The 26,545-nt window shown below is 73.1% G+C and carries 25 protein-coding genes; 14 read left to right on the forward strand and 11 right to left on the reverse strand.

Going from position 1 to position 26,545, the window contains the following annotated elements:
- Positions 1-5: 5 nt before the first annotated feature.
- Complete coding sequence (locus ADL05_RS17505; RefSeq protein ID WP_082376499.1) at positions 6-968, reverse strand: helix-turn-helix transcriptional regulator; 963 nt, start codon at positions 966-968, stop codon at positions 6-8.
- 92 nt (positions 969-1,060) lie between these two features.
- On the opposite strand from ADL05_RS17505, the gene ADL05_RS17510 reads away from it, so the two are divergent.
- Positions 1,061-1,828: an SDR family NAD(P)-dependent oxidoreductase gene (locus ADL05_RS17510; RefSeq protein ID WP_053618037.1), complete on the forward strand. Its 768-nt coding sequence runs from the start codon at positions 1,061-1,063 to the stop codon at positions 1,826-1,828.
- Positions 1,829-1,982: 154 nt separating this feature from the next.
- Here ADL05_RS17510 and ADL05_RS17515 read toward each other — a convergent pair whose 3' ends face one another.
- On the reverse strand, positions 1,983-2,225 hold the full coding sequence (locus tag ADL05_RS17515) for a hypothetical protein (protein WP_053618038.1): 243 nt from the start codon (positions 2,223-2,225) through the stop codon (positions 1,983-1,985).
- A gap of 280 nt (positions 2,226-2,505) precedes the next feature.
- Between ADL05_RS17515 and ADL05_RS17520 the strand changes: the two genes are divergently transcribed.
- The gene (locus ADL05_RS17520; RefSeq protein ID WP_053618039.1) at positions 2,506-2,685 is read left to right on the forward strand and encodes a hypothetical protein; all 180 of its coding nucleotides are present in this window, start codon (positions 2,506-2,508) and stop codon (positions 2,683-2,685) included.
- 129 nt (positions 2,686-2,814) lie between these two features.
- Here ADL05_RS17520 and ADL05_RS17525 read toward each other — a convergent pair whose 3' ends face one another.
- From ADL05_RS17525 to ADL05_RS17535, 3 genes are all read right to left on the reverse strand, one after another.
- Entirely contained in the window at positions 2,815-3,555 is a 741-nt protein-coding gene (locus ADL05_RS17525) for an SDR family NAD(P)-dependent oxidoreductase (protein ID WP_053618040.1), read from the reverse strand.
- Between the two features lie 68 nt (positions 3,556-3,623).
- The gene (locus tag ADL05_RS17530; RefSeq protein WP_053618041.1) at positions 3,624-4,190 is read right to left on the reverse strand and encodes an NADAR family protein; all 567 of its coding nucleotides are present in this window, start codon (positions 4,188-4,190) and stop codon (positions 3,624-3,626) included.
- Between the two features lie 53 nt (positions 4,191-4,243).
- On the reverse strand, positions 4,244-5,032 hold the full coding sequence (locus ADL05_RS17535; RefSeq protein WP_231640791.1) for a dioxygenase: 789 nt from the start codon (positions 5,030-5,032) through the stop codon (positions 4,244-4,246).
- A gap of 81 nt (positions 5,033-5,113) precedes the next feature.
- Between ADL05_RS17535 and ADL05_RS17540 the strand changes: the two genes are divergently transcribed.
- The 4 genes from ADL05_RS17540 (at position 5,114) to ADL05_RS17555 (ending at position 8,542) form a co-directional block, all read left to right on the forward strand.
- On the forward strand, positions 5,114-5,593 hold the full coding sequence (locus ADL05_RS17540; protein ID WP_053618042.1) for a MarR family winged helix-turn-helix transcriptional regulator: 480 nt from the start codon (positions 5,114-5,116) through the stop codon (positions 5,591-5,593).
- 162 nt (positions 5,594-5,755) lie between these two features.
- Complete coding sequence (locus tag ADL05_RS17545) at positions 5,756-6,193, forward strand: DoxX family protein (protein WP_053618043.1); 438 nt, start codon at positions 5,756-5,758, stop codon at positions 6,191-6,193.
- A 141-nt stretch (positions 6,194-6,334) separates the two neighbouring features.
- Positions 6,335-7,012, forward strand: a complete 678-nt coding sequence (locus ADL05_RS17550) for a response regulator transcription factor (RefSeq protein WP_053618044.1) — start codon at positions 6,335-6,337, stop codon at positions 7,010-7,012.
- Positions 7,013-7,015: 3 nt separating this feature from the next.
- Entirely contained in the window at positions 7,016-8,542 is a 1,527-nt protein-coding gene (locus tag ADL05_RS17555; RefSeq protein ID WP_082376503.1) for a HAMP domain-containing sensor histidine kinase, read from the forward strand.
- Positions 8,543-8,677: 135 nt separating this feature from the next.
- On the opposite strand, the gene ADL05_RS17560 is transcribed toward ADL05_RS17555, so the two are convergent.
- Positions 8,678-9,628 carry a TAXI family TRAP transporter solute-binding subunit gene (locus tag ADL05_RS17560; RefSeq protein ID WP_053618045.1) on the reverse strand — a complete coding sequence of 317 codons (951 nt, stop codon included), beginning with the start codon at positions 9,626-9,628 and terminating at the stop codon, positions 8,678-8,680.
- A 147-nt stretch (positions 9,629-9,775) separates the two neighbouring features.
- Positions 9,776-10,318: a GNAT family N-acetyltransferase gene (locus ADL05_RS17565; protein WP_053618046.1), complete on the reverse strand. Its 543-nt coding sequence runs from the start codon at positions 10,316-10,318 to the stop codon at positions 9,776-9,778.
- A gap of 135 nt (positions 10,319-10,453) precedes the next feature.
- Between ADL05_RS17565 and ADL05_RS17570 the strand changes: the two genes are divergently transcribed.
- Genes ADL05_RS17570 through atzF form a run of 3 tightly spaced genes read left to right on the forward strand, consistent with a single transcriptional unit; the run spans position 10,454 to position 16,689 of the window.
- Entirely contained in the window at positions 10,454-11,167 is a 714-nt protein-coding gene (locus ADL05_RS17570) for a GntR family transcriptional regulator (protein ID WP_231640792.1), read from the forward strand.
- Between the two features lie 54 nt (positions 11,168-11,221).
- Positions 11,222-14,926, forward strand: coding sequence for an urea carboxylase (uca, locus tag ADL05_RS17575; protein ID WP_053618048.1), 3,705 nt, complete (start codon positions 11,222-11,224; stop codon positions 14,924-14,926).
- Entirely contained in the window at positions 14,926-16,689 is a 1,764-nt protein-coding gene (gene atzF / locus ADL05_RS17580; RefSeq protein WP_053618049.1) for an allophanate hydrolase, read from the forward strand. The genes uca and atzF overlap by 1 nt, the downstream gene beginning before the upstream one ends.
- On the opposite strand, the gene ADL05_RS17585 is transcribed toward atzF, so the two are convergent.
- Positions 16,617-17,249 carry a TetR/AcrR family transcriptional regulator gene (locus tag ADL05_RS17585; protein ID WP_053618050.1) on the reverse strand — a complete coding sequence of 211 codons (633 nt, stop codon included), beginning with the start codon at positions 17,247-17,249 and terminating at the stop codon, positions 16,617-16,619. The two genes, atzF and ADL05_RS17585, sit on opposite strands and share 73 nt — an antisense overlap.
- A gap of 50 nt (positions 17,250-17,299) precedes the next feature.
- Here ADL05_RS17585 and ADL05_RS17590 point away from each other — a divergent pair, with 50 nt between their 5' ends.
- Both ADL05_RS17590 and ADL05_RS17595 read left to right on the forward strand, forming a co-directional pair.
- Entirely contained in the window at positions 17,300-17,881 is a 582-nt protein-coding gene (locus ADL05_RS17590) for a GNAT family N-acetyltransferase (RefSeq protein WP_053618051.1), read from the forward strand.
- 105 nt (positions 17,882-17,986) lie between these two features.
- Positions 17,987-18,808 carry an alpha/beta fold hydrolase gene (locus ADL05_RS17595; protein ID WP_053618052.1) on the forward strand — a complete coding sequence of 274 codons (822 nt, stop codon included), beginning with the start codon at positions 17,987-17,989 and terminating at the stop codon, positions 18,806-18,808.
- Between the two features lie 32 nt (positions 18,809-18,840).
- On the opposite strand, the gene ADL05_RS17600 is transcribed toward ADL05_RS17595, so the two are convergent.
- Complete coding sequence (locus ADL05_RS17600) at positions 18,841-20,046, reverse strand: MFS transporter (protein ID WP_053618053.1); 1,206 nt, start codon at positions 20,044-20,046, stop codon at positions 18,841-18,843.
- A gap of 99 nt (positions 20,047-20,145) precedes the next feature.
- A complete protein-coding gene (locus ADL05_RS17605; RefSeq protein WP_197285834.1) occupies positions 20,146-20,598 on the reverse strand; it encodes a carboxymuconolactone decarboxylase family protein in 453 nt (150 codons plus the stop codon).
- 47 nt (positions 20,599-20,645) lie between these two features.
- Here ADL05_RS17605 and ADL05_RS17610 point away from each other — a divergent pair, with 47 nt between their 5' ends.
- Positions 20,646-22,085 carry a PLP-dependent aminotransferase family protein gene (locus ADL05_RS17610; RefSeq protein ID WP_053618055.1) on the forward strand — a complete coding sequence of 480 codons (1,440 nt, stop codon included), beginning with the start codon at positions 20,646-20,648 and terminating at the stop codon, positions 22,083-22,085.
- Positions 22,086-22,216: 131 nt separating this feature from the next.
- On the opposite strand, the gene nhaA is transcribed toward ADL05_RS17610, so the two are convergent.
- On the reverse strand, positions 22,217-23,503 hold the full coding sequence (nhaA, locus tag ADL05_RS17615; protein WP_053618056.1) for a Na+/H+ antiporter NhaA: 1,287 nt from the start codon (positions 23,501-23,503) through the stop codon (positions 22,217-22,219).
- A 926-nt stretch (positions 23,504-24,429) separates the two neighbouring features.
- Between nhaA and ADL05_RS17620 the strand changes: the two genes are divergently transcribed.
- Together ADL05_RS17620 and ADL05_RS17625 are read left to right on the forward strand one after the other, a co-directional pair.
- Entirely contained in the window at positions 24,430-25,308 is an 879-nt protein-coding gene (locus tag ADL05_RS17620; RefSeq protein WP_053618057.1) for an alpha/beta fold hydrolase, read from the forward strand.
- Positions 25,309-25,400: 92 nt separating this feature from the next.
- Positions 25,401-26,516, forward strand: a complete 1,116-nt coding sequence (locus ADL05_RS17625; protein ID WP_156365888.1) for a hypothetical protein — start codon at positions 25,401-25,403, stop codon at positions 26,514-26,516.
- Positions 26,517-26,545 lie beyond the last annotated feature (29 nt).

Raw genomic sequence — 26,545 nt, forward strand, 5'->3', positions numbered from 1 at the left:
CGCCGTCAGAGCGCCTCGGTCACCGTCCGGAGCCGTTGCGCGTGCATCAAGCCGCCGGGACCGCACGGCGCCCGGAAGCCCGGCTGCGGGCCGTCGGCCGGCCGGTCAGGGGCCGGGTCGGCCGACTGGGCGTACAGGCGGCGCATGGCCTCCTCCGTCGGCGATCCCGGTGCGGGGCAGTACATCATCACCCGCTGGTCGGTGTCGGGTACGAGCAGCACCTGACACGCGAACTCCAGGGCGCCCAGGTGCGGATGGTGGATCCGCTTGGCGAAGCCGCGCCGCTCGTGGACGTCCATCGACGCCCACAGCCGCGCGAACCGGGGCGAGGATCCCAGCAGGGTGGTCACCATGCGGGCGATGTCCCGGTCGCCCGGGTAGCGGGCGTAGGCCGCGCGCAGGTCGGCCACGGAGTAGCGGCTGAAGTGGTCGGTGCTCGCCTCGGTCCACTGGGGGTCGTCCTCGGGCAGCGAGAACAGCCACTCGATGATGTTGCGGCGATCCTCCGGCAGGGCCGACATGTCGCCGATGAAGTGTGGCGCCAGGCGGTTCCAGGCCAGCACGTCGTACTTGGCGTCGAGGACGTAGGCGGGCGTGGTGGTGAGGTTGGCCAGCAGGTGGTGCACCCCCTCGGTGATGTTCCGGTCGGGGGAGCGGACGACGGGCGGCTCCGTTCCCGCCACCCGGAACAGGTAGGCGCGTTCGTCGGCGCTGAGCATCAGGGCGCGCGCGAGCGCGGTGAGCACCTGGCGGGAGGGGTTGGGGCCGCGCGCCTGCTCCAGGCGCACGTAGTACTCCACGGACATCCCGGCGAGCTGGGCGACCTCCTGGCGGCGCAGGCCGGGTGTCCGGCGGCGCGCGGTCTCGGGCAGTCCCGCGTCGGCGGGGCCGATGCGCGCTCGGCGGTCGCGCAGGAACGCCGCGAGTTCGGTGCGGTCCACGGTCGGGTCCTCCTGTCCGTCGGTCATCTCCAGAGTGCCGTACCGGCGACCGCCTGACACTGGTACAGCCGATACCAGCCTCGACAGGTCTCTCCCGCCGTGCGGCGGCGGCGCCCACGATGAGGTCCATGAGCGATCAGACGAAGATCGCCCTCGTCACGGGGGCGAACAGGGGAATCGGATTCCAGACGGCCCGACTGCTGGGTCTGGAGGGCATGACGGTGCTGGTGGGCGCCCGGGACGCCCAGCGCGGGGCGGAGGCCGAGCGCGTGCTGCGGGAGGAGGGCGTCGACGCCCGCGTGCTGCCGATCGACATCACCGACGCCACGAGCGTCAAGGCGGCGGCCGCCCGGGTGGAGGAGGAGTTCGGACGTCTCGACGTCCTGGTGAACAACGCGGGCGTCGCACTGGGCTGGGGCGCGATGGGCCGGTCGGACACCGACCAGTTCCGTGAGGTGCTGGAGGTGAACGTGGTGTCGGTGGTGCGGGTGACCGACGCCTTCCTGCCGCTGCTCCGCCGGTCCGAGGCCGCGCGGGTGGTGAACGTGTCGAGCGAACTCGGCTCGATCACGTCGCTGACCGATCCCTCTGACCCGTTCCAGGGGGTGGACATGGACGCCGCCTACCCCGCGTCCAAGGCCGCGCTGAACATGGTGACCGCCCTGTACGCGAAGGCGCTCGCCGGTACGCCGGCCAAGGTGAACGCGGCCAACCCGGGGTACTGCGCCACGGACATGAACGACCACTCCGGTCCCCGGTCGGCCGAGCAGGGCGCCAGGGTGAGCCTGCACCTGGCCACGCTGGGGGAGGACGGGCCGTCCGGCGTGCTGTGGGGCCACCTCGCCCTGGCCGAGGAGCCGGACGAGCACGGGGTCCTGGCCTGGTAGGACAGTCCCGGCCCGATCGGGGCCGTCGGTCGAGCGGGGGCACGCGCGTGGGCGCGGGCTCCCGCTCCGTCATGGGCGGCGCGCGGGCCGCCGGAGTCCTTCTCGCGCCCTGTCCGGGTCAGGGCCCGGGAGCGCCGGGGTCACGAGGACCCGGTCACCAGGCGCGCACACCGCCGATGGGGGCGGGCAGGCGCTCGTTGAGCCAGGTCCAGGTGCCGTCGTTCTCGGTGAAGCGCCGCTGCACGCGCTCGACGTCCGTCAGCGGGTTGGCGAACACCTCCTGCCACTGCCCGGCGCTGTGCTCCTCCAGGTAGAGGCTGCGTGCGTCGGTGCGCATGCGCACTGCCTGGAGAGTGTGGGAGGAACCGTCGCTGAGCTGAATGCGGTAATAGGCCATGGGAATCCCCTGGTGGTCTCGTCCTGTCGAAAGGAAGGACGGTGCCCGGCACGTCGATCAGCGTGAATTCCGCGCTCGAAGGAACGGTTTTCCGGGACGCGCGCTGCCGTCGGTCGGGGCGCGCGAGTGCCTGTGGTGCTGGGGCACCGTGCTGTCCGCGAATTCGGACTCTACTCCTGCCAGGGGGTCGCCGGGTGCGAAATCCGGGTGTACGTCACGGGAATTCTGTTGCCGTTCCACGCGAGTCGGGTGATTTCGAGTTTCTCTGGGACTTTCCCGTGTGATCGGGTCGGGAAGCACCCGAAGCGGAGGCCGGTCCGCGTACGGCCAGACGGTCGCCGAGGTCGGGCACGACCTCCTCGCCGACCTCGCGCCGGACGAGCGGCGGCAGTTCCGCGCCCTGCTCCGACGCGTCGTGGACGGGATGTCGGACCGGCCGGTCCCCGGTTCCTGCCTCTAGCGCGAGTGTGCACGGAACACGCCCTTGATTCCGTGCACAGTGCCCCCGCAGTGCTCCCGTAGGGCAGTGCCCCCGCGGCGGTACCGCCGCGGGGGCACTGCACACGCGGTCAGGGCCGCCCGTGCTCGGTCAGGCGTTGATACCGCCGTCGACGTGGATCTCCGTGCCGGTGACGAAACGGCCGCCCGGACCGGCCAGGTGGACCACGGTGTCGGCGATCTCCTCGGCGCGTCCGAATCGGCCGAGCGGGATCAGGGAGCGGATGCCGTCGGCGTTCGGTCCGTCGGCCGGGTTGGCGTCGGTGTCGATCGGCCCCGGGCTGAGGAGGGTGACGGTGATGCCCCGCGGGCCCAGTTCACGCGCCAGACCGCGCGTCATGCCCACCAGGGCCGCCTTGCTCGTCGCGTACAGGGTGAGCCCCGGGAAGGGCACGTGCTCGATGACGTTGCTGCCGATGGTGACCACGCTGGCGCCCTCTCCCATGTGGCGTAGCGCGGCCCGGGTGGTGAGGAAGGGCCCCTGGACGTTCACGGCCAGGACCTGGTCGAGCTGCTCGGGAGTGACGTCGTCGGTGGCCACGAAGGGGAAGGAGGCGGCGTTGTTGACCAGGACGTCCAGTCGGCCGAACTCCTGCACCACGCGGTCGACCGCGCCGGCCGCCTCGGCGGCGTCCCCGTTGTCGGCCCGCAGGGCGAGGGCCCGCCGCCCGGTCGCCCGGATCTTCTCCACGACCTCGTTCGCGGCCGCTTCGTTGCTGACGTAGGTGAGGGCGACGTCGGCTCCGGCCTCGGCGAGCCGCAGGGCGACCGCCGCTCCGATGCCGCGGCTGCCGCCGGTGACCAGTGCCGTCTTGCTTTCCAGTTCGTTCATGTGCTCCAGATTGGCGGAGCCGGAATCCCCGTGCTGGCGGAAATCCGACGCCTCGTTCGGGGCCCCGGTCAGGCCTTGGCGAGGCGTCGGCGGGCCTCCATGAGGGCGAAGCCGAGCAGGTTCGACCCCCGCCACGCCTCGGGCTTCTCGGCGTTCTCGTCGCGCGCGCTCAGGCCGATCCCCCACACCCTGTCGCGTGGGCTGGCCTCGACCAGGACCCGCCGTGCGGTGCCGAGCAGGAAGTCGCACAGCTCCGGGTTCTGACCGAACTTGGCGACACTGCCGCGCACCACGATCTCGAACCGGGCGTCCTCCCAGGTCCGCTGGTCGAAGCCGCGGACCTGGCGGCCGAGGGTCTTGGCGTCGCGGGGATGGCCCGCCGCGACGATCCGCTCGGCCGTCTCGGCGTCGCCGAACAGGCGGGCCTTGCCCGCCATCATGTAGTGCTCCGCCGTGGCGTAGTCGACCCCGTCCACGGTGAAACCGGCGGGCCACCACTGGGAGAGGCAGGAGGCCGACACACCGCCGGACGCCGGGGGCCGGTGGCCCCAGAAGAGCAGGAACTTGGGGCGCTCGCGCGCCAGCAGGAGGTCGGCCACCGACCGGGCGTCTGTGGGATGGATGCTGGAGGACATGCCGCGATCCTGGCAGGAGGCCCCGACGTTACGACACGGGTTCTCGGGCGCGGTCAGTCGAACTGGAACGAGCGCTTGGCCATGCCGTGCCAGTACCCGTCCACGGTGGAGGTGGAGCGGTCGTGCGCGTCCAGGCTCGCCCCGAGCGCGACGAACAGCGGGGCGAAGTGGTCGCTGCGCGGGTGTGCGAGCGAGGCGGCGGGCGCCTTGTGCTCGAAGTCCAGGAGCGCGTCCACGTCGTGGTCGAGGACCGTGCGGTGCGTCCAGTCGTCGAACTCCGACGACCACGCGGGCACGTCCCCGTGCGTCACGGGCGACATCTCGCGCAGGTTGTGCGTGGTGAACCCGCTGCCGACGATGAGGACGCCCTCCTCGCGCAGCGGCGCCAGGCGACGGCCCAGGTCGAGCAGCGCGGCGGGGTCCAGGGTCGGCATGGAGACCTGGAGGACCGGGACGTCGGCGTCCGGGTACATCTCCTTGAGCGGGACGTACGCGCCGTGGTCCAGGCCGCGGGACGGGTCCTGGCGGACGTGCCGACCCGGCCCGGAGACGAGGGCGCTGACACGCCGGGCGAGTTCCGGCGCTCCGGGGTGGGCGTAGGTGACCGCGTAGTAACGTTGCGGAAAGCCCCAGAAGTCGTAGGTCAGCGGGGTCGCGTCCGCCGTGGCCCCCACCGTGAGCGGGGCGTCCTCCCAGTGCGCAGAGACCATGAGGATCGCGCGGGGCCGCGGCAGGTCGGCGGCCCAGGCGGCGAGTTCGCGGGTCCACTGGGCGTCGTCGGCCAACGGCGGCGCGCCATGGCTGAGGTAGAGGGTCGGCATGAGCCGTGGACGGGTCTCCATGGGAGCCTCCAGGACGAGGATCGCTTGATGTCTGACCAGAACATTATTGAACGCTCAATTATTTCGGAGGAGCCGGGCCCGATGGCCGACACGAGGTGGCTCAGCGACAGCGAGCAGGAGACCTGGCGCACCTTCATGGCCGCCGTCCGACTGATGGAGAGCGCGCTGGATCGCCAGCTCAGGCGGGATTCGGGGCTGCCGCACGCCTACTTCCACGCGCTCGTGGTGCTGTCGGAGGCACCGGACCGCGAGATGACGATGAGCGCGCTGGCGGAGCGGCTGCTGTCCTCGCCGAGTCGGCTCTCGCACGCGGTCTCCCGGATGGAGTCCGACGGGCTGGTCCGCCGGTACAAGCGCCCGGGCGACCGGCGGACCACCATCGCCGCGCTGACCGAGGCCGGGCTGGCGGCCCTGCGCGAGGCGGCGCCCGGGCACGTGGACGAGGTGCGGCGGGTGGTGTTCGATCCGCTCACCGAAGAGCAGGTGGACCGGCTGCGGGAGATCTCGGCGGCCATGCTCGGCGCACTCGGCGCGGAGTCCAGCACGCCGTGGAACGCCTGACGCCTGACTCGTGAGGCGGGGCGCGGGGTGTCCATCGTGGCGAGGAACACGCTGAGTGTCCGTGACATCCGCTTCGGTGTGTAGTTTCCTAGGAAACGATTTCGCTCTCAATCAAATCTGAGGGCCGACCCACGACACCCCGCTCATGGAACGGAAACCACGATGGCCGACCGGTCACTCAGGATCAGCGACGTCACGGCCCTGCTCGCCAGGGTCGTCGTCGGCGTCACCTTCGTCCTCCACGGTCTGGAGAAGGCCGCCGACCTGGAGGGAACCGCCGGGTTCTTCGGCTCGGCCGGGATCCCCTTCCCCGAGTACAGTGCCCTGCTCGGCACGGGAGTCGAGGTCGTCGGGGGCGCGCTGCTCGTCATCGGCCTCGGACTGCCCGCAGTCGGCCCGGTCCTCGCCGCACAGATGGTGGTCGCCATCGCGTTCGTCCACGTCGGCCAGCCCTTCGTGGGCGGCTACGAGCTTCCGCTGGTCCTCGGCGCCACCGCCCTGGCCCTCGGCTTCGCCGGCGGGCGCTTCTCCGTGGACCGCCTCCTGCCCTGGGGCCGCACCCGCGCCACCGCCGAGGCCGCGCCCGCCCGGGTCTCCTGACCTCCGGGCGCGACCCGCTCCACCCGCCGCCCGCCCGGTGCAGGGCAGCCCCTTCCAGAAGGGTCGGCCCGAGCCTGCCCGGGACGCCCGGCAGGACGTGGCGGGAGGTGGGGGCGCGGGCGCGGGTGAACTCTGCCTACGATGCTTGGCATGCGGATACTCGTGGTCGAGGACGATGACCGGGTCGCGCGCGGGCTGGTGACCGCGCTGCGGTCGGCGTCCTACGACGTGCAGCGGGTGGCCACCGCCGAGCGGGCCCTGGAGGCGCCTCCGGCGGACGTCGTCCTCCTCGACCTGGGGCTGCCCGACCTGGACGGGATCGACCTCCTGCGCAGGCTCCGCGACCGCCCGCAGACCGCGATCATCGCGGTCACCGCGCGGGGTGAGGAGCGCGAGCGGGTGCGCGGGCTGCGCGCCGGGGCCGACGACTACGTCGTCAAGCCGTTCGGCGTGGCCGAACTCCTGGCCCGGATCGACGCCGTCCTGCGGCGGACGCGGTCCGCGCGGGCCGAAGTGGACGAGGGCGAGCCCCCGGTGACGGTGGGACCGCTCACCCTGGAGGTCGACGCGCGCGAGGCGCGGGTGGGGGACCGGGCGCTCAGGCTGACCCGCAAGGAGTTCGACCTGCTGGTGCTGCTCGCCCAGCGGTCGCCCGCCGTGGTGGCACGCGACCAGATCCTCGACCAGGTCTGGGGCGCGGCCTGGGAGGCGTCCTCGCGGACACTCGACACGCACGTCGCGTCGCTGCGGGCCAAGATCGGCCAGGACGTGCGGATCCGGACCGTGCGCGGGGTCGGCTATGTCCTGGATCGGGTGTAGCCCGTGATCCGGCGGCTGCTCGCCCTCCTGCTGCCCGTGGCTTTCGTCCTGGTGGCGGCGGTCGCGGTGCCGATCGGTACCGTCATCGCGCACCAGCGCACCCAGGACGTGTACGTCGACCGCCTGGCCGACGCGAGCCGCTTCGCCTCGCTGGCCCGCACCGCCCTGGAGACCGGGCGCGAGGACACCCTCGCCCAGGAGCTCGAACGCTACCGGGAGCTCTACGACACCCCGGTCGCGGTGGTCTCGCCCGCCGAGGAACTGGTCGTCGGGTCCGAGCCGCCCGGGCGGCTGCGGGAGATCGTGGAGTCGGCCGGGGAGATCAGCGCCGTGCGGCTCGCCCTGGCCGGGGAGCGGCCCGGGGCGCCCGCGACCGTGTGGCCGTGGACGACCGAGGCGCTCGTGGTCGCCGAGCCCATCGGCCGGGACAGCGAGGTCGAGGGCGCGATCGTGGTGGCCGTCCCCCCGGACGGCCTAGGCGCGTCCGTCCTGCGCTCGTGGGGGTGGCTCGCGCTCATCAGCCTGGCGCCGCTCGTGCTGCTGACCGCTGCCGCCATGCCGCTGTCCCGGTGGGTGCTGCGCCCCATCGGCCGCCTGGACGCGGCGACCACCGCGGTGACCTCCGGTGACCTGGAGGTCCACGTGGACGCCGAGCGCGGCCCGCCGGAGCTGCGGCGGCTCACGGACTCGTTCAACACGATGGTCGAGGTCGTGCGCGGCGCCCTCGAACGCCAGAGGTCGTTCGTGTCGGAGGCCTCCCACCAGCTGCGCAACCCGCTGGCGAGCCTGCGGCTGGCCGTGGAGAACCTCGCGCCGCACCTGACGACGGACTCGGCCCGGGAGGCGCACGCCATCGCCGTCGACGAGACCATGGTGATGCACCGGATGCTGAACTCGCTCCTGGCGGCCACGCGCCTGGAGAGCATCACCGGCACGGACGCGGTGGAGGTGGCGGCCGTCGTCGACACCCGGGTGTCGCGCTGGCGCGCCCTGGGCGGCACGCGCGGCTTCACCGTGGCGACCGACGTCCCCGCCGGGGTGTGGGCGCAGGCCCCCGCGGGCGGCTTGGGCAGCATCCTGGACGAGCTGTTCAGCAACGCCCTCCGGCTGTCGCGCGGCTCCCGCGTCGAGGTCCGGCTGCGGCCGGAGGGGGCGGAGCGCGTCAGGCTCATGGTCCTCGACGACGGCGAGGGACTGCCCGAGGAGGAGCGGGAGGCGGCGCTGGCCCGGTTCTGGCGGTCCTCGCGGCACCAGAACACCGAGGGGACCGGTCTGGGGCTGGCGATCGTCGCCGACCTGGTCCGCCAGGCGGGGGGCCGGCTGGAGCTGGAGGAGGGGCTGAGGTCCGGGAACCGACCGGGATTCGGCGTGGTGATCACCCTGCCGCGGGCCGAGTCCCGTGACGATGACCCGGTGGGACACGACGGCGGGCACGGTGGGGACGAGGGCGCGGATGCGGGCGGCGATCGGCGCGAGGAGGAGCGCGACGGATTCGACGACGGGTCCGGAGAACGCGGCACACAGCGGTGAGAGTGTGGACCCACCGACCCGCCGACCCGCCGACCCGCTGTCCCACCGACCAGCCGTCCCGCTGCCCAGCTGACCCTGGCCGCTCTGGGAGGCCCCAGCACCCCCACCGCGCCCCCACCGCGCCACCGGCCGGGCTCAGGTCGGCTTGTTCTCCCGGTACCAGGCGGTCGCGCCCGGATGGAGCGGAACGACCCCCGTGGAGATGCCGGTCCGCACGTTGATCTGCGCCGCCACGGGGCTCCCGGCGGCCAGCCGCGCTGCGCTGGTGAACACGGAGTCGGTCACCGCGTAGGCGGCGTCGCGGGGCAGATCCTCCCGGCACAGCAGCAGGTTCGGGATGGCCGCCGTCGGCGTGGACGGCACGTCCTCGTACGTGGTGGCGGGGATGTTCGCCGGAAGATAGGAGTCGGGGTGCGCGTCGGCCAGCGCGTCGGCGGTGTCCGACAGGTCGATGAGCCGCACGGAGCGCTCCTCGGCGAGGTCGGCGATCGCCGGAGTGGGCAGCCCCGTCAGCGAGAACATCGCGTCGATCTCGCCGTCGGCCAGGGCCGTGGCGGACTCGGACTGGTTGAGGCGGACCGCCTCGAAGTCCAGGCCGGTCTCGGCGACGATCTGCGCCACCGTGAACTCCGTCCCGGAGTCGGCCGCGCCGACCGAGACGCGCAGGCCCTCCAGGTCGGACGCCCGCCACACGGGGGAGCCGACCAGCACGACCAGGTGCACGAACGCGTCGTAGAGGCGGCCGATCGCCACGAGGGCGTCGCCGTCGCCGCCCGTGTCGGAGGCGAGGATCGAGTCGAGCGCCGCCAGCCCCAGGTGGGCCTCACCGGAGGCCAGCAGGGCCAGGTTCGCGTGCGAGGCGCCGGTCTCGACGGCACGCACGTCGGTGTCCGGGAACCGTTCGTCCAGGATCTCGGCGATCTTCCCGCCGATCTGGCGGTAGACCGCGCCCGGCGGCCCCGTCGCCACCACGAGTTCGGGCAGGCCGCGGATGCCGCCCCGGTCGCAGCCGACCACGGGGCCGCCGAGCGCGGCGGCCGCCGCGCCCAGGAGAACGGCGCGCCGACCCGGTCCACTCACTCGCATAGACGCAGCTTAGGCACACTCTGGCACTCCCGCGCCCCGCGCGGCCCCGGCATCGACGTCCCCGCTCCCGGACGGGCCTCGGTGCCGCCACGCCCCGAGTCGGCCCGGGGCACGGCGGCCCCGGTACCACCGCCCTCGGCCGCCGGGCTACGCCCCGCTCTCCGGCTGCCATTCCTCGGCGAGCAGGCCGAGCACCACCTCGTCCATGAACTCGCCCAGCACCCACGCAGAGGAGCGCGTGACGCCCTCGCGGACGAATCCGTTGCGTTCGGCGGCGCGCAGCATCCCGGCGTTGTCCGCCAGTGTCTCGATCTGGAGCCGCCGCAGCCCGCGCACGATGAATCCGTAGTGGCACAGCACCGCGACCACATCGGTCCCGTAGCCCCGGCCGCGGCAGGACGGCAGCACCCCCAGCCCGATGTGCGCGGAACGGCTGTGGTTGTCGATGCCCCACAGGTTCGCGGTGCCGACCAGCGTGCCGCCGTCCAGTTCCACCACGGAGAAGGAGACGACACTCTCCACGGTGTCGTCCACCAGCAGCCGAGAGTCCTCCGCCCCGGGCCGCATCGGCCGCCACGGCCGCCCCTCGGCCCGGGAACCGGTCACCACGTCGTCGTAGAGCTCCGCCCGCAGCACCGGGACGTCTTCCGTATGCCGGGCCCGAAGCCCGACCCTTCCACCTCTCAGCATCCACGTTTCCTATCAGAACGGAACCAGAGGCGGCACATCATTTAACGCGGCGAAACACGGGGAAACACCGGCTTCACGGACTGACAGGGCCCTGGAAACACGCGCTTCCTAGCGTCTTGGGTCATGGACACACCGATGTATACACGTCCTGGCCCGGCCTCCGACCCCACGGCCACCTCCCGCCGGGACCGGGTCTACGGCCTGCTGCGCGAGGAGGTCCTCAGCGGACGGGTCACTCCCCGCACCCGCCTGGGCGAGGTCAGACTCGCCGAACGCTTCGGCGTCTCGCGCACGCCCGTGCGCGAGGCCCTCGCCCGCCTGCACTCCGACGGCCTCGTCGAACGGCGGGAGAACGGCTTCTACGTCACCGTCCCCAACCTCCCCGAGCTGCGCGACCTCTACGAGCTGCGCGTGGCCCTCGAACTGCGCGGAATCGCCCGCGCCATCGAGGACCCCTCCATCCGCCACGACCGCCGGATCCTCCTCGGTGAACTCGACCGCTGGGAGAAGCTGCGCGCCCAGCCCCCGGAGCCCGACCCCTCCTTCGTCCTCCTGGACGAGGAGTTCCACGCGGCCCTGTCCACCGCGTCCGGCAACCGCGCGCTGACCGACTCCCTCGTCTCCGTCAACCAGCGCATCCGGCGCGTGCGCATGTACGACTTCCTCACCGGGGACCGGATCACCTCCACCATCGACGAGCACATCCAGATCGTCGAGCACCTCCTCGACGGCGAACTCGACTCCGCCTACCGCGCCATGCACGAGCACGTCGGAGCGTCCATGGAGGTCGTCCTGGAACGCGCGCAACGCGCCCTCACCCAGATGGCCCTGCACTCCGACACCCACTGACCTGACCGCCGCCCTGCCCCCGGGGCTCCGTCCTGGGACAGAAGGAGAGCCACCGTGTTCGACACCGTGCTCATCGCCAACCGCGGCGAGATCGCCTGCCGCGTCATCCGCTCCGCCCGAGAACTCGGTCTGCGCACCGTCGCGGTCTACTCCGACGCCGACGCGGGAGCCCCGCACACCCGGCTCGCCGACGCGGCGGTCCGGCTCGGGCCCGCGCCCGCCGCCGAGAGCTACCTGCACATCGAACGCGTGCTGGCCGCGGCCGCGGCCTCCGGCGCGGGCGCCGTCCACCCCGGCTACGGGTTCCTGTCCGAGAGCGCGGCCTTCGCCCGCGCGGTCGAGGACGCCGGGATGGTGTTCGTCGGCCCCGAACCCCGTCACCTGGAGCAGTTCGGCGACAAGCACACCGCGCGCAAGGCCGCGGCGGCGGCCGGGCTCCCCATGGTCGCGGGCAGCGAGACCCTGCCCGACGCCGACGCGGCCGTGGCCGCCGCCGAGGCCATCGGCTATCCGGTGATCGTGAAGTCCACGTCCGGCGGGGGCGGGATCGGGCTGCGCGCCTGTGCTGATCCCGACGAGCTGCGTGCCGCCTTCGACCAGGTCAGCCGGATGGCGCAGACCCACTTCGGCGGGGGCGGCGTCTTCGTCGAGCGCTTCGTGTCCCGGGCGCGCCACGTGGAGGTCCAGGTCTTCGGCGACGGCCGGGGCGGCGTGGTCACCGTCGGCGACCGCGACTGCTCCCTCCAGCGCCGCAACCAGAAGGTCGTGGAGGAGGCGCCCGCCCCCGGCCTGCCCGACGCGCTGCGCGCCGAACTCCACCGCACCGCCCGCGAACTGTGCGCCGGTGTGTCCTACCGCAGCGCGGGCACGGTGGAGTTCGTCTTCGACGCCGACCGCGGTGAGGCCTCGTTCCTGGAGGTCAACACCCGCCTGCAGGTGGAGCACCCGGTGACGGAGGAGGTCACGGGGATCGACCTGGTCGCCTGGATGCTGCGCCTGGCCCGCGGCGAGGACGTGCTGGCCGACGTGCCTCCGGAGGGCCCCGCGCTCACCGGCCACGCCGTCGAGGCCCGCGTGTACGCCGAGGACCCCGCGCACGACTTCCGGCCCAGCTCCGGCCTGCTCACCCGGGTCGAGTTCCCCTCCGACGCGCGCGTCGACGCCTGGGTGGAGACCGGCCAGCGCGTCACCAGCGACTACGACCCCATGCTGGCCAAGGTGATCGTGCGCGGCGAGGACCGCGACGACGCCCTCGACCGGCTCGGCCGCGCCCTGTCCGAGGTCCGGGTGGACGGCCTCCAGACCAACCTGGGACTGCTGCGGGCGCTGGCCGCGCACGACGACGTGCGCGCGGTCGCCCACACCACCGCGACCTGCGCGGGGGTGGGCGACCCGGAGCCGCGCGTGGAGGTGGAGCGCGCCGGAACGCTCACCACCGTCCAGGACTGGCCCGGGCGCACAGGCTACTGGCAGGTGGGCGTGCCGCCGTCGGGCGCCATGGACGACCTGTCCCTGCGGCTGGGCAACCGGGCCCTGGGCAACCCCGAGGGCGCCCCCGGCCTGGAGTGCACGATGGAGGGTCCCGCGCTGCGGTTCTCCGCCGCCATGACGGTGTGCGTCACCGGTGCCCCGGCCGACGTCACCGTGGACGGCGCGGCCGTGCCCCAGTGGGAGCCGGTCGAGGTGCCGGCGGGCGGCCTGCTCGACGTCGGCGCCGCCCTCGGCCCCGGTATGCGCACGTACGTGCTGGTGCGCGGGGGCCTGGACGTTCCGGAGTACCTGGGGAGCGCGGCCACGTTCACCGCGGGCGAGTACGGGGGCCACAGCGGCCGCGCCCTGCGCCTGGGCGACGTGCTGCGCCCTGGCGCGGCGAACGCCGACGCGCCCGCGCCCGGGGCGGGGCCCGTGCCGGAGGCGGACCGGCCCGACTTCGGCGCCCCCGTCGAGGCGGGCGCGGCAGCCGTCCCGTCGCCCGCCACCGCCCCTGGGGCACAGAGTGGGAGTGGGGACACCCTCGACGGACGGCCTTCGGCCGCGGTTCACTGGGACATCGAGGTGTCCGAGGGCCCGCACGCGGCCCCGGAGTTCCTCACCCGTGAGGGCCTGGCCGACTTCTACGCCACCGCGTGGAAGGTGCACCCCCAGTCCGCCCGCAACGGCGTCCGCCTGTCCGGGCCCAAGCAGACCTGGGCCCGCCCGGACGGCGGCCAGGCCGGGCTGCACCCCTCCAACGTCCACGACACCGCCTACTCCATCGGCGCGGTCAACCTCTCCGGCGACACCCCCGTGCTCCTCGGCCCCGACGGCCCCAGCCTGGGCGGGTTCGTCTGCCCCGTCACGGTCGTCACCGGCTCACGGTGGAAGGTCGGCCAGCTCAGGCCCGGCGACACCGTCCGGTTCCACCCGGTCACCGAGGCCGCCGCCGAGAAGCTGCACGCGAACCCCACCGCCGCCCCGCTGCTGCGCGGCACCGGGTCCGACGGCGACGACGGCGTGCTCGCCCGGATCCTCGCGGGCGATGGCACCCCCGAGGTCACCTACCGGCGCAGCGGACACGACAACGTCCTGGTCGAGTACGGTCCGATGGTGCTCGACCTGGGACTGCGCATGCGCGTCCACGCCCTCATGGCGGCGCTGGACGAGGCGGCGCCCGCGGGCATCGTCGACACCACACCCGGCGTGCGGTCGCTGCACCTGCACATCGATCCGGACGTCCTGCCTCTGCGCACCCTGCTCGGCCTGCTCCAGGAGATCGAGGCGCAGCTGCCGCCCACCTCCCGGCTGAGCGTGCCGAGCCGGACGCTGCACCTGCCGATGTCCTTCGACGACCCCTCCATCCACGAGGCCATCGCCCGCTACGGGGTCGCCGTGCGCGACGACGCCCCCTGGAACCCGGACAACATCGAGTTCATCCGCCGGATCAACGGCCTGGACTCGGTCGAGCAGGTGCGCGACATCGTCTTCGACGCCTCCTACCTGGTGCTGGGGCTGGGCGACGTCTACCTGGGGGCGCCCGCCGCGACGCCGCTCGACCCCCGGCACCGGCTGGTTACCACCAAGTACAGCCCCGCCCGCACCTGGACCCCGGAGGCCGGGGTGGGCATCGGCGGCGCCTACCTGTGCGTGTACGGCATGGAGAGCCCCGGCGGCTACCAGCTCATCGGCCGGACGGTGCCGATCTGGTCGGGCCTGCGCCAGTACGGGCCCTTCGAACCCGGGACCCCGTGGCTGCTCCGGTTCTTCGACCGCATCAGCTGGTACCCCGTCGAGCACGAGGAACTGCTCGACATCCGGGCCGACCTCCTGGCCGGCCGGTACGCACCGGCCATCGGCGAGGGCGAGTTCGTGCTCGCCGACCACGAGCGCTTCCTCGCGGAGAACGCCCAGTCCATCGAAGCCTTCCGCGAGCGCCAGGCGGCGGCGTTCGAGACCGAGCGCCAGGCGTGGGAGGCCGCGGGCGAGTTCGACGACAAGCCCGAGCCCGAGCCCGAGCCCGCGCCCGACACCGGCGCACTCGACCTCCCGCCGGGTGCGAGCCTGGTCGAGGCCCCGTTGTCCGCCTCCGTGTGGAAGGTGGACGTGGCGCCGGGCGACACGGTGGAGGAGGGGCAGCCGGTGGTCCGGCTGGAAGCCATGAAGCTGGAGGTCGTGGTCCGCGCGCCCGTCGCGGGTACGGTCTCCGACATCCTCGTCGCGCCGGGACAGCACCTCGAACCGGGGCGCGCCCTGGCCGTCATCACGCAAGGAGAGTCCGCCTGATGCCCACCCCCACCGACCGCGTCCGGGCCGCCTACCGGAGGATCGCCGAAGTCGACCGCCCCGAGGTGTGGACCCACCTGCGCCCCGAACAGGAGCTGGCCAACGAGGCCAAGGCCATGGAGGGCTGGATCGCCGCCGGGTCGAACATGCCGCTCGCCGGAACCCTCGTGGCGGTCAAGGACAACATCGACGTGGCCGGACTGCCCACCACGGCTGGGTGCCCGGAGTTCGCCTACACCCCCGACACCACCGCGACGGCCGTCCAACGGCTCGTGGACGCCGGCGCGCTCGTCCTGGGCAAGACCAACCTCGACCAGTTCGCCACCGGTCTCGTGGGCACGCGCAGCCCGTACGGCGCCGTCCGCAACGCCCTGGACCCGGAGCGGATCTCCGGCGGCTCCAGCGCGGGGTCGGCGGTCGCGGTGGCGCTGGGCATCGCCGACATCGGCGTCGGGACCGACACCGCCGGGTCGGGCCGGGTCCCGGCCGCCCTGCACGGCATCGTCGGGCTCAAGCCCACGCTGGGGCTGGTCCCGGCGACCGGCGTGGTTCCGGCGGCGCGCCCCTACGACTGCGTGACGGTGTTCGCGGCGGATCTGGAGACCGGCCGCGAGGCGCTGGCGGAGATGATCGGTCCCGACCGCAAGGACGCCTACAGCCGGGACTGGCCCGCCGACGTGCGGCTGGGGCCCCGTTTCCCGGCCACGGTGGCCGTGCCGACGGCGGCGGGGCTGGAACCGCTCAGCGCTGCGGAGCGGGCCGCGTTCCACGCGGCCGCCGACCTTCTCCGGGACGCCGGGGCGCGGACCATGGAAGTGGACGTGGCCCCGCTGCTGGAGGCGGCGCGGCTGCTGTACGACGGGGCCCTGGTGGCCGAGCGCTACGCCGCCGTGGGGGAGTTCCTGGAGAGCGGCGCGGAGTCGGCGGACCCGACGGTCAGCGGGATCATCGTGCCCGCCGGCAGGATTCCCGCCCACGCACTGGCCGCCGACCAGCACCGGTTGGCGCGGTACAGGGCCGACGCGCGCTCGCTGCTCACCGGGTTCGACGCCCTCCTGCTGCCCACGACGGTCGGGCATCCGACGCTGGCGGAGGTCGCGGCCGACCCGGTGGGGGAGAACTCGCGCCTGGGCACGTACACGAACTTCGTGAACCTGTTGGACATGGCGGCCGTGGCGGTGCCCGCGGGCGAGGCGGACGGGCACACGTTCGGGGTCAGCCTCATCGGCGAGGCCTTCGAGGACCAGGTGCTCCTGGACCTGGCGGCGACCCTGACCGGGGAGGCCCCGGGCGAGCCCGTCTCGGAGCAGGGGATGGACGCGGAGCAGGGGGTGCGGCTGGCGGTGTTCGGCGCGCACCTGCGCGGGCAGCCGCTCAACGGCCAGCTCACCCGGTTGGGAGCGCGCTTCGAGGAGGCGACGACGACCACCGCCGACTACCGGATGGTGGCGCTGCCCACCACGCCGCCGAAGCCGGGTGTGCTCCGGGTCGAGCACGGGGGACGGGCGCTGCGCTGCGAGGTCTGGGCGATCTCACGGGCGGAGCTGGGCACGTTCCTGGTCCACCTGCCAGCGCCGATGATGCTGGGTCCGGTGACGCTCGCCGACGGCCGCACGGTGGTCGGGTTCGGCTGCCAGGCCTCCGCCGCCGAGGGCGCCGAGGACATCACCGAGCACGGCGGCTGGTCGGCCTACCTGGAGTCCCGTGAGGGCGTCGGTGGTCCGCCGCCTACCGGAGGAGGGCAGGCCAGGGCGGAGAGGTAGTCGTCGAGCAGTTCGACCTGGTATCGGGGCGGGAACGCCGCGGGGTCGAACAGGGCCTGCACCACGAGGCCGAGGACGAAGGACTGCGCCCCGGCCGCCATGCGCGCCGGGTCCGCGGCGGGCAGGTCGCCGAGCCGTTGGGCCGTGGCGACCAGGTCGCGCAGCCGCTCGCGGCTGCGGCCGTACCGGCGGGCGTGGTCGCCGCGCAGTTCCGGATCGGCGAGGGCGGCGTCCCAGGACGACACCCAGACCCGGTTGCCGTCGGCGGCCGCGTCCGTGATCGGCAGGATGTCGAGCAGGGCGGCACGGACGGCGGGCAGCCCTTCCGCGGCCGCCCGCCGGGGGCGGGCGGCGCTGCGCTCCTCGAGCAGGTCGAGGGCGTGTTTGACGAGGTCGCGCTTGGTGGGGAAGTAGTGCGTGAGCAGGCCGGTGGTCGCGTCGAGCTCGGCCGCGACGGCGCGCAGGCTCAGCCCGCCGAAGCCCCGCGCGGCCAGTACCCGCCAGACCGCCTCGGAGACGTCGCGGCGGCGGGCCTCGTGGTCCCCCTTGGTGCGTGGCATGCCATGACGGTACATTGACGTAACACTCGTTATGTGAATGTGGGGCCCTCGTGTTCTCTCTCCCGTTGGCGGACGACGCCGACCTCCGACCGCTGGAGGTCCGGCACGCCGAGGAGTTCGCCGCGCACATGGACCGGGCGCGCGAGCACATCCGGCCGTGGGTCGGACCGGCGTTCGTGACCGACGACCTCGACGGGGCGCGGGCCACGCTGCGCCGGTACGCCGACCGCCAGGCCGCCGACGGCGCCCGCCTCCACGGCATCTGGCTCGACGGTGTGCTGGTCGGTGGCGTACTGTTCGCGGCCTTCGACGCCGAGGCGGGCTCGTGCGAGGTCGGTTGCTGGTTGCAGCCGGACGCCGAGGGCCGCGGCCTGGTCACCGGGGCGTGCCGCGCGCTCCTGGACTGGGCGCTCGTCGATCGGGGCCTGCACCGGGCCGAATGGCAGTGCCGTGCGGACAACGCGCGCAGCGGCGCGGTGGCCGAACGGCTCGGCATGACCCTGGAGGGCGTGCTGCGCGAGGTCTGGCCCTATGGGGGAAGGCGCTACGACAAGCAGATCTGGTCGGTGCTGGCCTCCGAATGGCGCGCCGTGGGCGAGGGCGCGGGCGCCACGAGGGGCCGCGCCGCGTAGGCGGGCACCGTGGACACCGGTCGGGGCCCGGTGCTCGCGAAGTGTCACCGGCACCCGGGAGGATGGCGGGACGAGACCGGTGGGACCGACGGAGGGGAAGAGCCGTTGACGGACTGGAAGCCGGCGGAGTCGTTCGAGTCGTCGTCCGGCCGGGTGCGCTGGGACCGGCTCGGCGTCGGCGCACCGATCGTGCTCTGCCACGGCACGCCGTTCTCGTCGTACGTGTGGCGGTCGGTGGCGCGGGCCCTCGCCCAGACGCACGAGGTCTACGTCTGGGACATGCCGGGCTACGGGACCTCGGACAAGTTCGAGGGCCAGGACGTCTCGCTCGCCGCCCAGGGCCGCGTGTTCACCGAACTCCTCGCGCACTGGGGCCTGGACCGGCCCACCGTGTTCGCCCACGACTTCGGCGGCGCGGTCTCCCTGCGCGCCCACCTGCTGCACGGCGTGCCGTACCGGCGGCTCGCGCTCGTGGACGTGGTGGCGCTGCGCCCGTGGGGCTCGCCGTCGTTCCGGCACCTGGGCGAGCACGCCGAGGTGTTCGCGGCCCTGCCCGAGGGGCTGCACCGCGCGCTGGTCCAGGAGTACGTCTCCTCGGTGAGCCCGCGCGGGCTGCACCCGGAGGTGCTGCGCGAGGTGGTGGCGCCGTGGACCGGGGCCGCCGGGCAGGCCGCCTTCTACCGCCAGATCGCGCAGGCGACCCCGGAGGACACCGACGCGTTCCACGACCGGCTCGGCACGATCGACATGCCGGTGCTCGTGTGCTGGGGCACGGAGGACAGCTGGATCCCGGCCGCCAAGGCGCACGAGCTCGGGTCGCTGATCCCGGGCGCCGAGGTCCGGCTCATCGAGGGCGCGGGCCACCTGGTCCAGGAGGACGCGCCCGCCGAACTCACCGCGGCGCTCGCCGCCTTCGCCCGCGGCTGACCCGGCGGGCCCGCCGCGGGACCCGCGACAGGTCAGGTCGTTCCCGTGGGCGCGGATCGCCGTGCGCCGCCGAGGAAGAGGAGCGCCAGCAGGACCAGGCCGCCGCCGATCCACAGGACACTGCCGGTGGCGATGCCGTCGACCGCCAGGCCGCCGAGGAGGGCGCCGAGCGCGATGGACAGGTTGAAGGCCGAGACGTACAGCGAGGAGGCGGCGTCGGTCGCGTCGCCCGCGGCGTCGATGACCCAGGTCATGAAGGTGACGGGGACGGCTCCGTAGCCGAGCCCCCACAGGGCGAGGATCGCGCCGGCCGACACGGGCGTTCCGTCGCTCACGGCGAGAAGCACCATGGACCCGCTGAGGATCACGATCACGCCGACCGCGGTCAGTCGTAGGCGCTTGGCGATCAGCGCGCCCGCGGCGAAGTTTCCGCAGAGGCCGGCCGCGCCGAAGACGAGCAGCAGCGTCCCGACCATCCCGCCGTCGACACCGTCGGCCAGGAGGATCGGCCGGACGAAGGTGTAGGCCGCGAAGTGGCCCGTGATGACCAGGACGGTCATGGCGATGCCCATCCGCACTCCGGCACTGGTCCTGAGGACCTCCGGAAGAGCGCCGAGTGTGATCGTCCGTCGAGGCTCCACCTTCGGCATCAGCAGGACCATGCACACCATGGAGACCAGCCCGAGGACGCCCACGGCGGCGAACGCGGACCGCCAGCCTCCGGCGTCCCCCAGCAGGGTGCCCGCGGGCACCCCGAGGACGGAGGCGGTCTCGACGCCGCCGAAGATGACGGCGGTGGCGCCGACCACGTGCCGTTCCGGTACCAGCCGCAGGGCGATCCCCCCGGCCAGGGACCAGAAGCCGCCCACGCTGACACCGATCAGGAACCGGGCCACGAGCACGACCGCGAAGGACGTCGCGAAGGCCGAAGCGAGGTTGGCCGCACCGACCAGGCCGATCAGCACGATGAGCACCAGGCGCCGGTCCACCCTCCCGGTGGCCACGGTCACCAGCGGTGCGGAGACGGCCGCGACGATGCCGGGCACGGTCACCATCAGGCCGACGGCGCCCTCGGAGACGTCCAGGCCGGTGCCGATGGGGGTGAGCAGGCCCACGGGCAGCAGTTCGGAGGTCATCAGGGCGAAGATGCCGAGCGTCACGGCCAGGACGGCGAGCCAGCCCCTGACGGGGGAGGGAGCGGTTCCGGAGACGGGGGCGGACGGGTCGAGGCTGGTCATGACACGGACCCTTCGGGAGATCGGATGGGCGGGGCGGTGGCGGGCGGCCACCGCCCCGCACACGTGGCGGAGGGAGGACGGGGGACGGGGAGAGCGCGACTACGCCGTGCCGGGGGTCTTGCGGGTGGTGGCGTTCATGCGGTTCCACGCGTTGACCGTGAGGACCACCGCGATGAGCTGGGCCAGCTCCCGCTCCCCGAAGTGCCGCTCGGCAGCGGCGTACACCTCGTCCGACACACCGTGGGGGAGCAGGGTCACCGCTTCGGCCAGCGCGAGCGCGGCCCGCTCCCGCGCGGTGTAGAGGCTCGACTCCCGCCAGACGGAGAGCTGATGGAGGCGGTCGTCGCCCTCCCCGGCCTTGCGGGCGTCGCCGACGTGGTAGTCGACGCAGTACGCGCACCCGTTGACCTGCGAGACACGGATCTGGACGAGTTCGAGGACCACCGGGTCGACGCCGTCGCGGGCGGCGGCGTCCAGGGCCAGGACGGCCTTGAAGACCCTGGGGGAGACCCGGGCGAAGTCCATGCGTTCGGGAACCTGGAAAGTTGTCATACCGACGACGCTAGAAGCCGAACTGCCCCAAGGTATGGTGCATTTCCGTGACGGATTCATGGGGCACTTCGGCGGAGACGGCTGACGAACCGGGCGCGGGGACCGACCTCCACCTCCCGCTCGTGGGGCCGGGGGGCATCCGGGTACGGCTGATGCGGGCGCTGAGGGAGGCGATCGACTCGGGCCGCCTGGCGCCCGACACCCGGCTCCCCTCCCACCGCGTCCTGGCGGCCGATCTCGGCATCGCCCGCAACACCGTCGCCGACGCCTACGCGGAGCTGGTGGAGGAGGGGTGGCTGACGGCTCGCCAGGGTTCCGGGACCCGCGTCGCCCGACGTGCCCGTCCGCTGGAGACCGACCGGGCGCGGTCGCCGATCCGCCCAGAACCCCGGCCGCCCTCGTACGACCTCAAGCCCAGTTCTCCGGACGCCGCCGCCTTCCCGCGCGCGCCCTGGCTGGCCTCGGCCCGCCGCGCCCTGGCGGTGGCGCCCAACGACGCCTTCGGTGTGGGGGACCCGCGGGGGCGGATCGAGCTGCGCAGGGCGCTCGCGGAGTACCTGGCGCGTGCCAGGGGAGTGCGCACGACGCCCGACCGGATCGTCGTGTGCTCCGGTGTCGCCCACGGACTGGGCCTGCTGGGCGGGCTGACGCGCGGACCGGTGGCGGTCGAGTCCTACGGCCTGGCGTTCCACCGGGACGTCCTGACCCGCTCCGGGGGCGGCACCGTCCCACTGGCCGTCGACGGGCACGGGGCGAGGGTCGGCGAGCTCTCCGCCCTCGACGCCGGAAGCGTCCTGTTGACCCCTGCCCACCAGTTCCCCACCGGCGGGCCGTTGCACCGCGACCGGCGGAGCGCGGTCGTGGACTGGGCGCGGTCGACCGGAGGCGTGCTGCTGGAGGACGACTATGACGGGGAGTTCCGCTACGACCGCGAACCGGTGGGAGCCGTCCAGGGGCTGGACCCGGAGCGGGTGGTCTATCTCGGCTCGGTCAGCAAGAGCCTGTCCCCGGCGCTGAGGGTGGGCTGGATGGTCCTGCCCGGATGGCTCCTCGACGACGTCCTCCGGGCCAAGGGCGAGCGGGAGACCTGGTCGGGGGTCGTCGACCAATTGACACTCGCCGACTTCGTCGCCCGCGGTTCCTACGACCGGCACCTGCGCCGGATGCGGAGGGTCTACCGCCGGCGGCGGGACCGGCTCACCGCCACGCTGGCCGGGCGCGCGCCCCGTGTCCGGGTGCGGGGGATCGCCGCGGGACTGCACGCCGTTCTCGACCTGCCTCCCGGGAGCGAACCGGTCGCGTTGCGCGCCGCCCGGCGCCACGGGCTGGCCCTGGACGGGCTCGGCGCCTACCGGCACCCCGACAGCGGCATGCCCCGACGGGACGGGCTGGTCATCGGGTACGGAACGCCGTCCGAGCACGCCTTCTCGGGGGCGCTGGAAGCCCTGTGCCTGACCCTGCGCGGAGTTGCCGGGCACGGAGGCTGAGGAAGGGGCGCCCCGAGAGCGGAACGTACGGAACGGCGACGGCCCCCTCCCACGGTGGGGAGGGGGCCGTCGTTCACTGGTCGGTCTCCGGCGCGGAGCCGGTGTGCGGGGGTGTCCGTGGCCTGGGGCCCTCAGCGGGCCGGGCTGTCGTCGGACGGAGCCGTGGGGCCCTGGCCGGCGGCGGCCAGGCGGCGGTAGTGCCGGGAGCGGGCGCCCAGGATGAAGACGGACAGCAGTGCGGCGATCAGCGACGCGACGAGGACACCGGTCTTGGCGTGCGCCAGGTGGTGCTCGGCGCCGACGAAGGACAGTTCGGTGATCAGCAGCGACACCGTGAAGCCGATGCCCGCCAGCTGCGACATCCCGACCAGGTCGATCCACTGGAGGCTGGGGTTGAGCTCGGCGCGGGTGAGCTTCGTGGTGAGCCACGAACCGCCCACGATGCCGACCACCTTGCCCAGGACCAGGCCGGCGATGATGCCGAGCGCCGCCGTGTCGGTGATGACCTCGCCGAAGCCGTCGAAGACGACGCCGGCGGAGAAGAACGCGAAGATCGGCAGCGCCAGCCCGGCCGACCAGGGGCGCAGCAGCTGCTCCACGCCGTGGCTGGGGTCGTGGTGCTCGCCCTCGTGCTTGTGGGTGCGCATGAGCAGACCCATGGCCACACCGGCGATGGTGGCGTGCACGCCGCTCTCGTGCACGAGGACCCAGATCACGACCGCCAGCGGCAGGTAGACCAGCCAGTTCGGGACCGGGGAGGAGTTGAGCTTGGCCGCCAGACCGCGACCGCGCTGCAGGTAGCCGAAGACCGCCAGGCCGAGGACGGCGACGCCCAGGGCGACGAAGTTGATGTCGGCGGTGTAGAAGACGGCGATGACGATGACCGCGCCGAGGTCGTCGACGATCGCGAGGGTCAGCAGGAAGGTGCGCAGCGCGGGCGGCAGGCCGCGGCCGACGACGGCGAGGATGGCGAGCGCGAACGCGATGTCCGTGGCCATCGGGATGCCCCAGCCGCCCAGGGTCTCCGGGGAGGTGAAGTTGATGGCGGCGTAGAAGGCGGCGGGGACCACCATGCCGCAGATCGCGGCGATGATCGGGAGCATCGCGCGCCGGGGGTTGCGGAGTTCACCGTGGACGAACTCCTGCTTGAGCTCGTTGCCGACCACGAAGAAGAAGACGGCGAGAAGACCGTCCGCGGCCCAGGTCTCCAGCGACAGGTTCAGGTGGAGGGACTCCGGGCCGAAGCTGAACGACCGTATCGACTCGTAGATGTGGCCGAGGGGCGAGTTGATCCACACGAGTGCCAGAACGGCGGCACCGATGAGGAGGAAGCCCCCCACTGTGTCGCTGCGCAGGGAGTCGGCGAACTTCGCGATGGGCCCCGGATGCGCGGGGTGCTCGAGCGGGTCGATACTCATATGAACTTTCCAGGGCGTGAGACGTCAGGGACCTCGCCGACCAGTCTTCCCGGCACACCTCAGGCGCTCGCGCCTCGCCCATGGTCACGGACGCATGGAGAAATGTCCAGTCCAGAGGGCTTGTGTCCCATGCGGGACCCGCGCTGGACGCGGTGCTGGAACCCTGTCGGCGCCGCCGTCACCCAGATGCGATGTTTACCGCTGCGGAGCGGGTGGAAGTGGCGCGTTGTGCCCATGCCAACGGGCGTGCCGCGTGACGACGGCTGGTGACGTAGGAGCGTGTGTGTGCTCGTAGGACGGACAGTGCCCCCCGTGAAAACGGGCAAAGCACATATTAAGTCAATGAAACGGTCACGCTGTGTTGGCGCGTGCGCGTGACATGTCTCACTGTCGTCTGATTCGCGGCGGTGTGTCGGGGATCGGCCCTGACACAAGCCGTCTCCTACCCTGAAAGTTCGGCGTTCATGTTCGGGTCCTGGAATGGGATGTCCGGACTGCGAAACCCCGGCGCGCGGTGCCGGGTGGCCGCCCATCCGACACACGGGACACATCCGCCCCATCCTGGCCGTCGAGCCGAGTGGCCCGAGTGGCCTCTGGGACTCCGGACGGTCGGTTGAGCGGGTGGGGCGCGGAGGTCTTGGGGTGGTGGCCGACTCTGGCGGTTTGCCGCCTCCCCGTCGGCGATGGTGGGTGGCGGGGAGTGGGGCTGGGCGCGGAGTGTCTCGGTTGAGGGTGGTGGCCGACTCTGGCGGTTGGCCGCCTCCCCGTCGGCGATGGTGGGTGGCGGGGAGTGGGGCTGGGCGCGGAGTGTCTCGGTTGAGGGTGGTAGCCGATCTTGGCGGTTCACCGCCTCCCCGTCGGCGATGGTGGGTGGCGGGAGGGAGAATGGTCGACACTGGCTTCCCCTACCGGAAACAAGGCTGCTGATGCTCGACTCCCAAGTGCGCGGTGCGCACGTCTACCGTTCACGGGACGGTGCGCGGGTGGTGCGCGAGTGGTGCGAGCGGGAGATCGCCGCCTGCCCGGAGCTCACCGCCCTGGCGGCCCTGGAGACCGAACTCGGCACGACCCGGGCGTTCCGTGCTCCAGGGGGTGACGGAGACCCGGTGGTGCTGCTCAGCGGTACCAACTTCAACACCGCCACCTCCGTCGAGCTGATCCGTGCCCTGGCCGTCGACCGCCCCGTCATCTCGCTCGACCTGCCCGGCCAGCCCGGCCTGAGCTGCGATGTGCGTCCGCGCGGGGCGCGCGTCAAGGCCTACGGCGCCTGGCTCGACCAGGTCCTGCCGCAGGTGACCGACCGGCCCTCCCTCGTGCTCGGCCACTCCCTCGGTGCCATGGTCGCCCTGGCGGCCCACCCGTCACCGCTGGTCAAGGCGCTGGTGCTGGTGTCCCCGGCCGGACTGACCGCGGCCGGGACGACTCCTGAGCTGCTGCGCGCGGCGCTGCCGTGGATGATCGGGCCGCGTGACAGCAAGAGCACCCGGCTGCTCAACGCGATGAGCGGCCGTGCCCACATCGCCCAGGGTGTGCATCCGCTGGCCCCCTGGATGACGCTGGTGGGTCGCTACTGTCGCACCAGTCTGGCTCCGGCGCCGCTGCCGATGGAGTGCCTGCGCCCCTGGCGCGAGACCCCGATCACCGTCGCGACCGGTTCCGAGGACACGCTGTTCTCGCCCGCCCGGCTGCACGGTCCCGCCTACCGGCTGCTGGGCGCCGAGGTCCACACCATGGAGGGCTTGGGGCATCTCGGACCGCTGGAGGACCCGGCCCCGGTCGCCGCCCTGCTCCGCGAACTCGACTGACGGAGTCGCCTTCGGCCGTCCCACACCCCGCCAACGTCCACTTCCATCACTTTTGGTAGTCGATAACTACTATGAGTGACATGAAGGTGGACATGTCTTCGATCAGCCGCATGCGCGAACGCGCGGGTCCTGTGCGTCCCCGATGGCGGGCACTCGTGTCCGGGGCATCGGCGGCCACGCTGACGGCCGTGGCCGCGCTCTCGCTCCCCGGCGCCGCGAGCGCCACGGGTGCGGACCGGCCGGACACGGGTTCTCTGACGATCGTCCAGGAGGTCGTTCCTCTGGGCAAAGAGGGCGAGGAGGCCGTACCCGGGTCGCCGAGGGGCGGCCTCGACGTGCGGCTGACGCTCACCGGTCCCGGTGGCGCGGGTGCCGCGGACCAGGACGGGGACGCGGACTCGGATTCGGACCGCGAGGGTTACGAACACGGTGACACGGTGACCATCGACGCGTCGGTGCCCGTCGGCCACGAGGGTCACGAGGGGTGTGTGGTCACCACCGCGCGCCTGACCGAGGCCAACGGGGAGAAGGTCGACGAGCCGCTGCCCGTGGACGTGACGCTGACCGGGCGGGGCGACACGTACACCGTCACGCACAGCGTGGTCTGCGACGGCACGGAACCGCGCACCGCGGGGGAGTCGGAGAAGCCGGGGGCCTCCGGGACGTCCGAGCCGCCTGAATCGCCTGTGCGACCTGAGTCGTCGGGGTCCCTAGGGGCTCCCGAAGCGCCGGAGCCGTCCGAGCCTCCGCGGTCGCCGGTGTCCTCTGGGCCGCCCGAGCCGTCCGGGCCCGAACCATCGGACCCGGCCCCGGCACCGCAGTCGAACGCGGCGCCACAACCGGACCCACAGCCGGAGCACGCGCCACGGTCGGACCCGAGGGGCTCCGTGGACCCGCTCGACGAGTCGTCGGCGTCGTCCGGGCCGTCACCCCGCCCCTCTCCGTCGTTCGGACCCATGTCGCGGGTCGGACCGGGCGACCGGACCGATGGGTCCGACCTCGGCCAGGGCGACCTGGATCTCCTAAGCGGCGGCCACACTGGTGACTCCGGTCAGGACGGCGAGCACCCGCGGCGGCCCCTCGCCCTGACCGGACCGTCCGTCGGCTTCGCGGCCTCCGGCGCGCTGCTCCTGACCGGCCTGGGCCTGGCGGCCGTGCTGATCGCTCGGGAACGACGGCAGGCCCGGGCCCTGCGCGTCGGCGCCTGACCCGCGGCCGGGCCGGGCGTCCCCCACCA

The sequence above is a fragment of the Nocardiopsis sp. NRRL B-16309 genome (genome assembly GCF_001279585.1).
Lineage (GTDB): Bacteria > Actinomycetota > Actinomycetes > Streptosporangiales > Streptosporangiaceae > Nocardiopsis.

What these genes read in the sequence shown, in the direction of transcription:
- ADL05_RS17605 (WP_197285834.1), bottom strand. Translation starts at nt 20,598, where the DNA reads ATGACAACTTTCCAGGTTCCCGAACGCATGGACTTCGCCCGGGTCTCC.
- ADL05_RS17545 (WP_053618043.1), top strand. Translation starts at nt 5,756, where the DNA reads ATGGCCGACCGGTCACTCAGGATCAGCGACGTCACGGCCCTGCTCGCC.
- ADL05_RS17540 (WP_053618042.1), top strand. Translation starts at nt 5,114, where the DNA reads ATGGCCGACACGAGGTGGCTCAGCGACAGCGAGCAGGAGACCTGGCGC.
- ADL05_RS17535 (WP_231640791.1), bottom strand. Translation starts at nt 5,032, where the DNA reads ATGGAGACCCGTCCACGGCTCATGCCGACCCTCTACCTCAGCCATGGC.
- ADL05_RS17550 (WP_053618044.1), top strand. Translation starts at nt 6,335, where the DNA reads ATGCTTGGCATGCGGATACTCGTGGTCGAGGACGATGACCGGGTCGCG.
- ADL05_RS17530 (WP_053618041.1), bottom strand. Translation starts at nt 4,190, where the DNA reads ATGTCCTCCAGCATCCATCCCACAGACGCCCGGTCGGTGGCCGACCTC.
- ADL05_RS17600 (WP_053618053.1), bottom strand. Translation starts at nt 20,046, where the DNA reads ATGACCAGCCTCGACCCGTCCGCCCCCGTCTCCGGAACCGCTCCCTCC.
- atzF (WP_053618049.1), top strand. Translation starts at nt 14,926, where the DNA reads ATGCCCACCCCCACCGACCGCGTCCGGGCCGCCTACCGGAGGATCGCC.
- ADL05_RS17510 (WP_053618037.1), top strand. Translation starts at nt 1,061, where the DNA reads ATGAGGTCCATGAGCGATCAGACGAAGATCGCCCTCGTCACGGGGGCG.
- ADL05_RS17525 (WP_053618040.1), bottom strand. Translation starts at nt 3,555, where the DNA reads ATGAACGAACTGGAAAGCAAGACGGCACTGGTCACCGGCGGCAGCCGC.
- ADL05_RS17515 (WP_053618038.1), bottom strand. Translation starts at nt 2,225, where the DNA reads ATGGCCTATTACCGCATTCAGCTCAGCGACGGTTCCTCCCACACTCTC.
- ADL05_RS17585 (WP_053618050.1), bottom strand. Translation starts at nt 17,249, where the DNA reads ATGCCACGCACCAAGGGGGACCACGAGGCCCGCCGCCGCGACGTCTCC.
- ADL05_RS17505 (WP_082376499.1), bottom strand. Translation starts at nt 968, where the DNA reads ATGACCGACGGACAGGAGGACCCGACCGTGGACCGCACCGAACTCGCG.
- ADL05_RS17570 (WP_231640792.1), top strand. Translation starts at nt 10,454, where the DNA reads ATGTATACACGTCCTGGCCCGGCCTCCGACCCCACGGCCACCTCCCGC.
- ADL05_RS17560 (WP_053618045.1), bottom strand. Translation starts at nt 9,628, where the DNA reads ATGCGAGTGAGTGGACCGGGTCGGCGCGCCGTTCTCCTGGGCGCGGCG.
- ADL05_RS17620 (WP_053618057.1), top strand. Translation starts at nt 24,430, where the DNA reads ATGCTCGACTCCCAAGTGCGCGGTGCGCACGTCTACCGTTCACGGGAC.
- nhaA (WP_053618056.1), bottom strand. Translation starts at nt 23,503, where the DNA reads ATGAGTATCGACCCGCTCGAGCACCCCGCGCATCCGGGGCCCATCGCG.
- ADL05_RS17565 (WP_053618046.1), bottom strand. Translation starts at nt 10,318, where the DNA reads ATGCTGAGAGGTGGAAGGGTCGGGCTTCGGGCCCGGCATACGGAAGAC.
- ADL05_RS17625 (WP_156365888.1), top strand. Translation starts at nt 25,401, where the DNA reads ATGTCTTCGATCAGCCGCATGCGCGAACGCGCGGGTCCTGTGCGTCCC.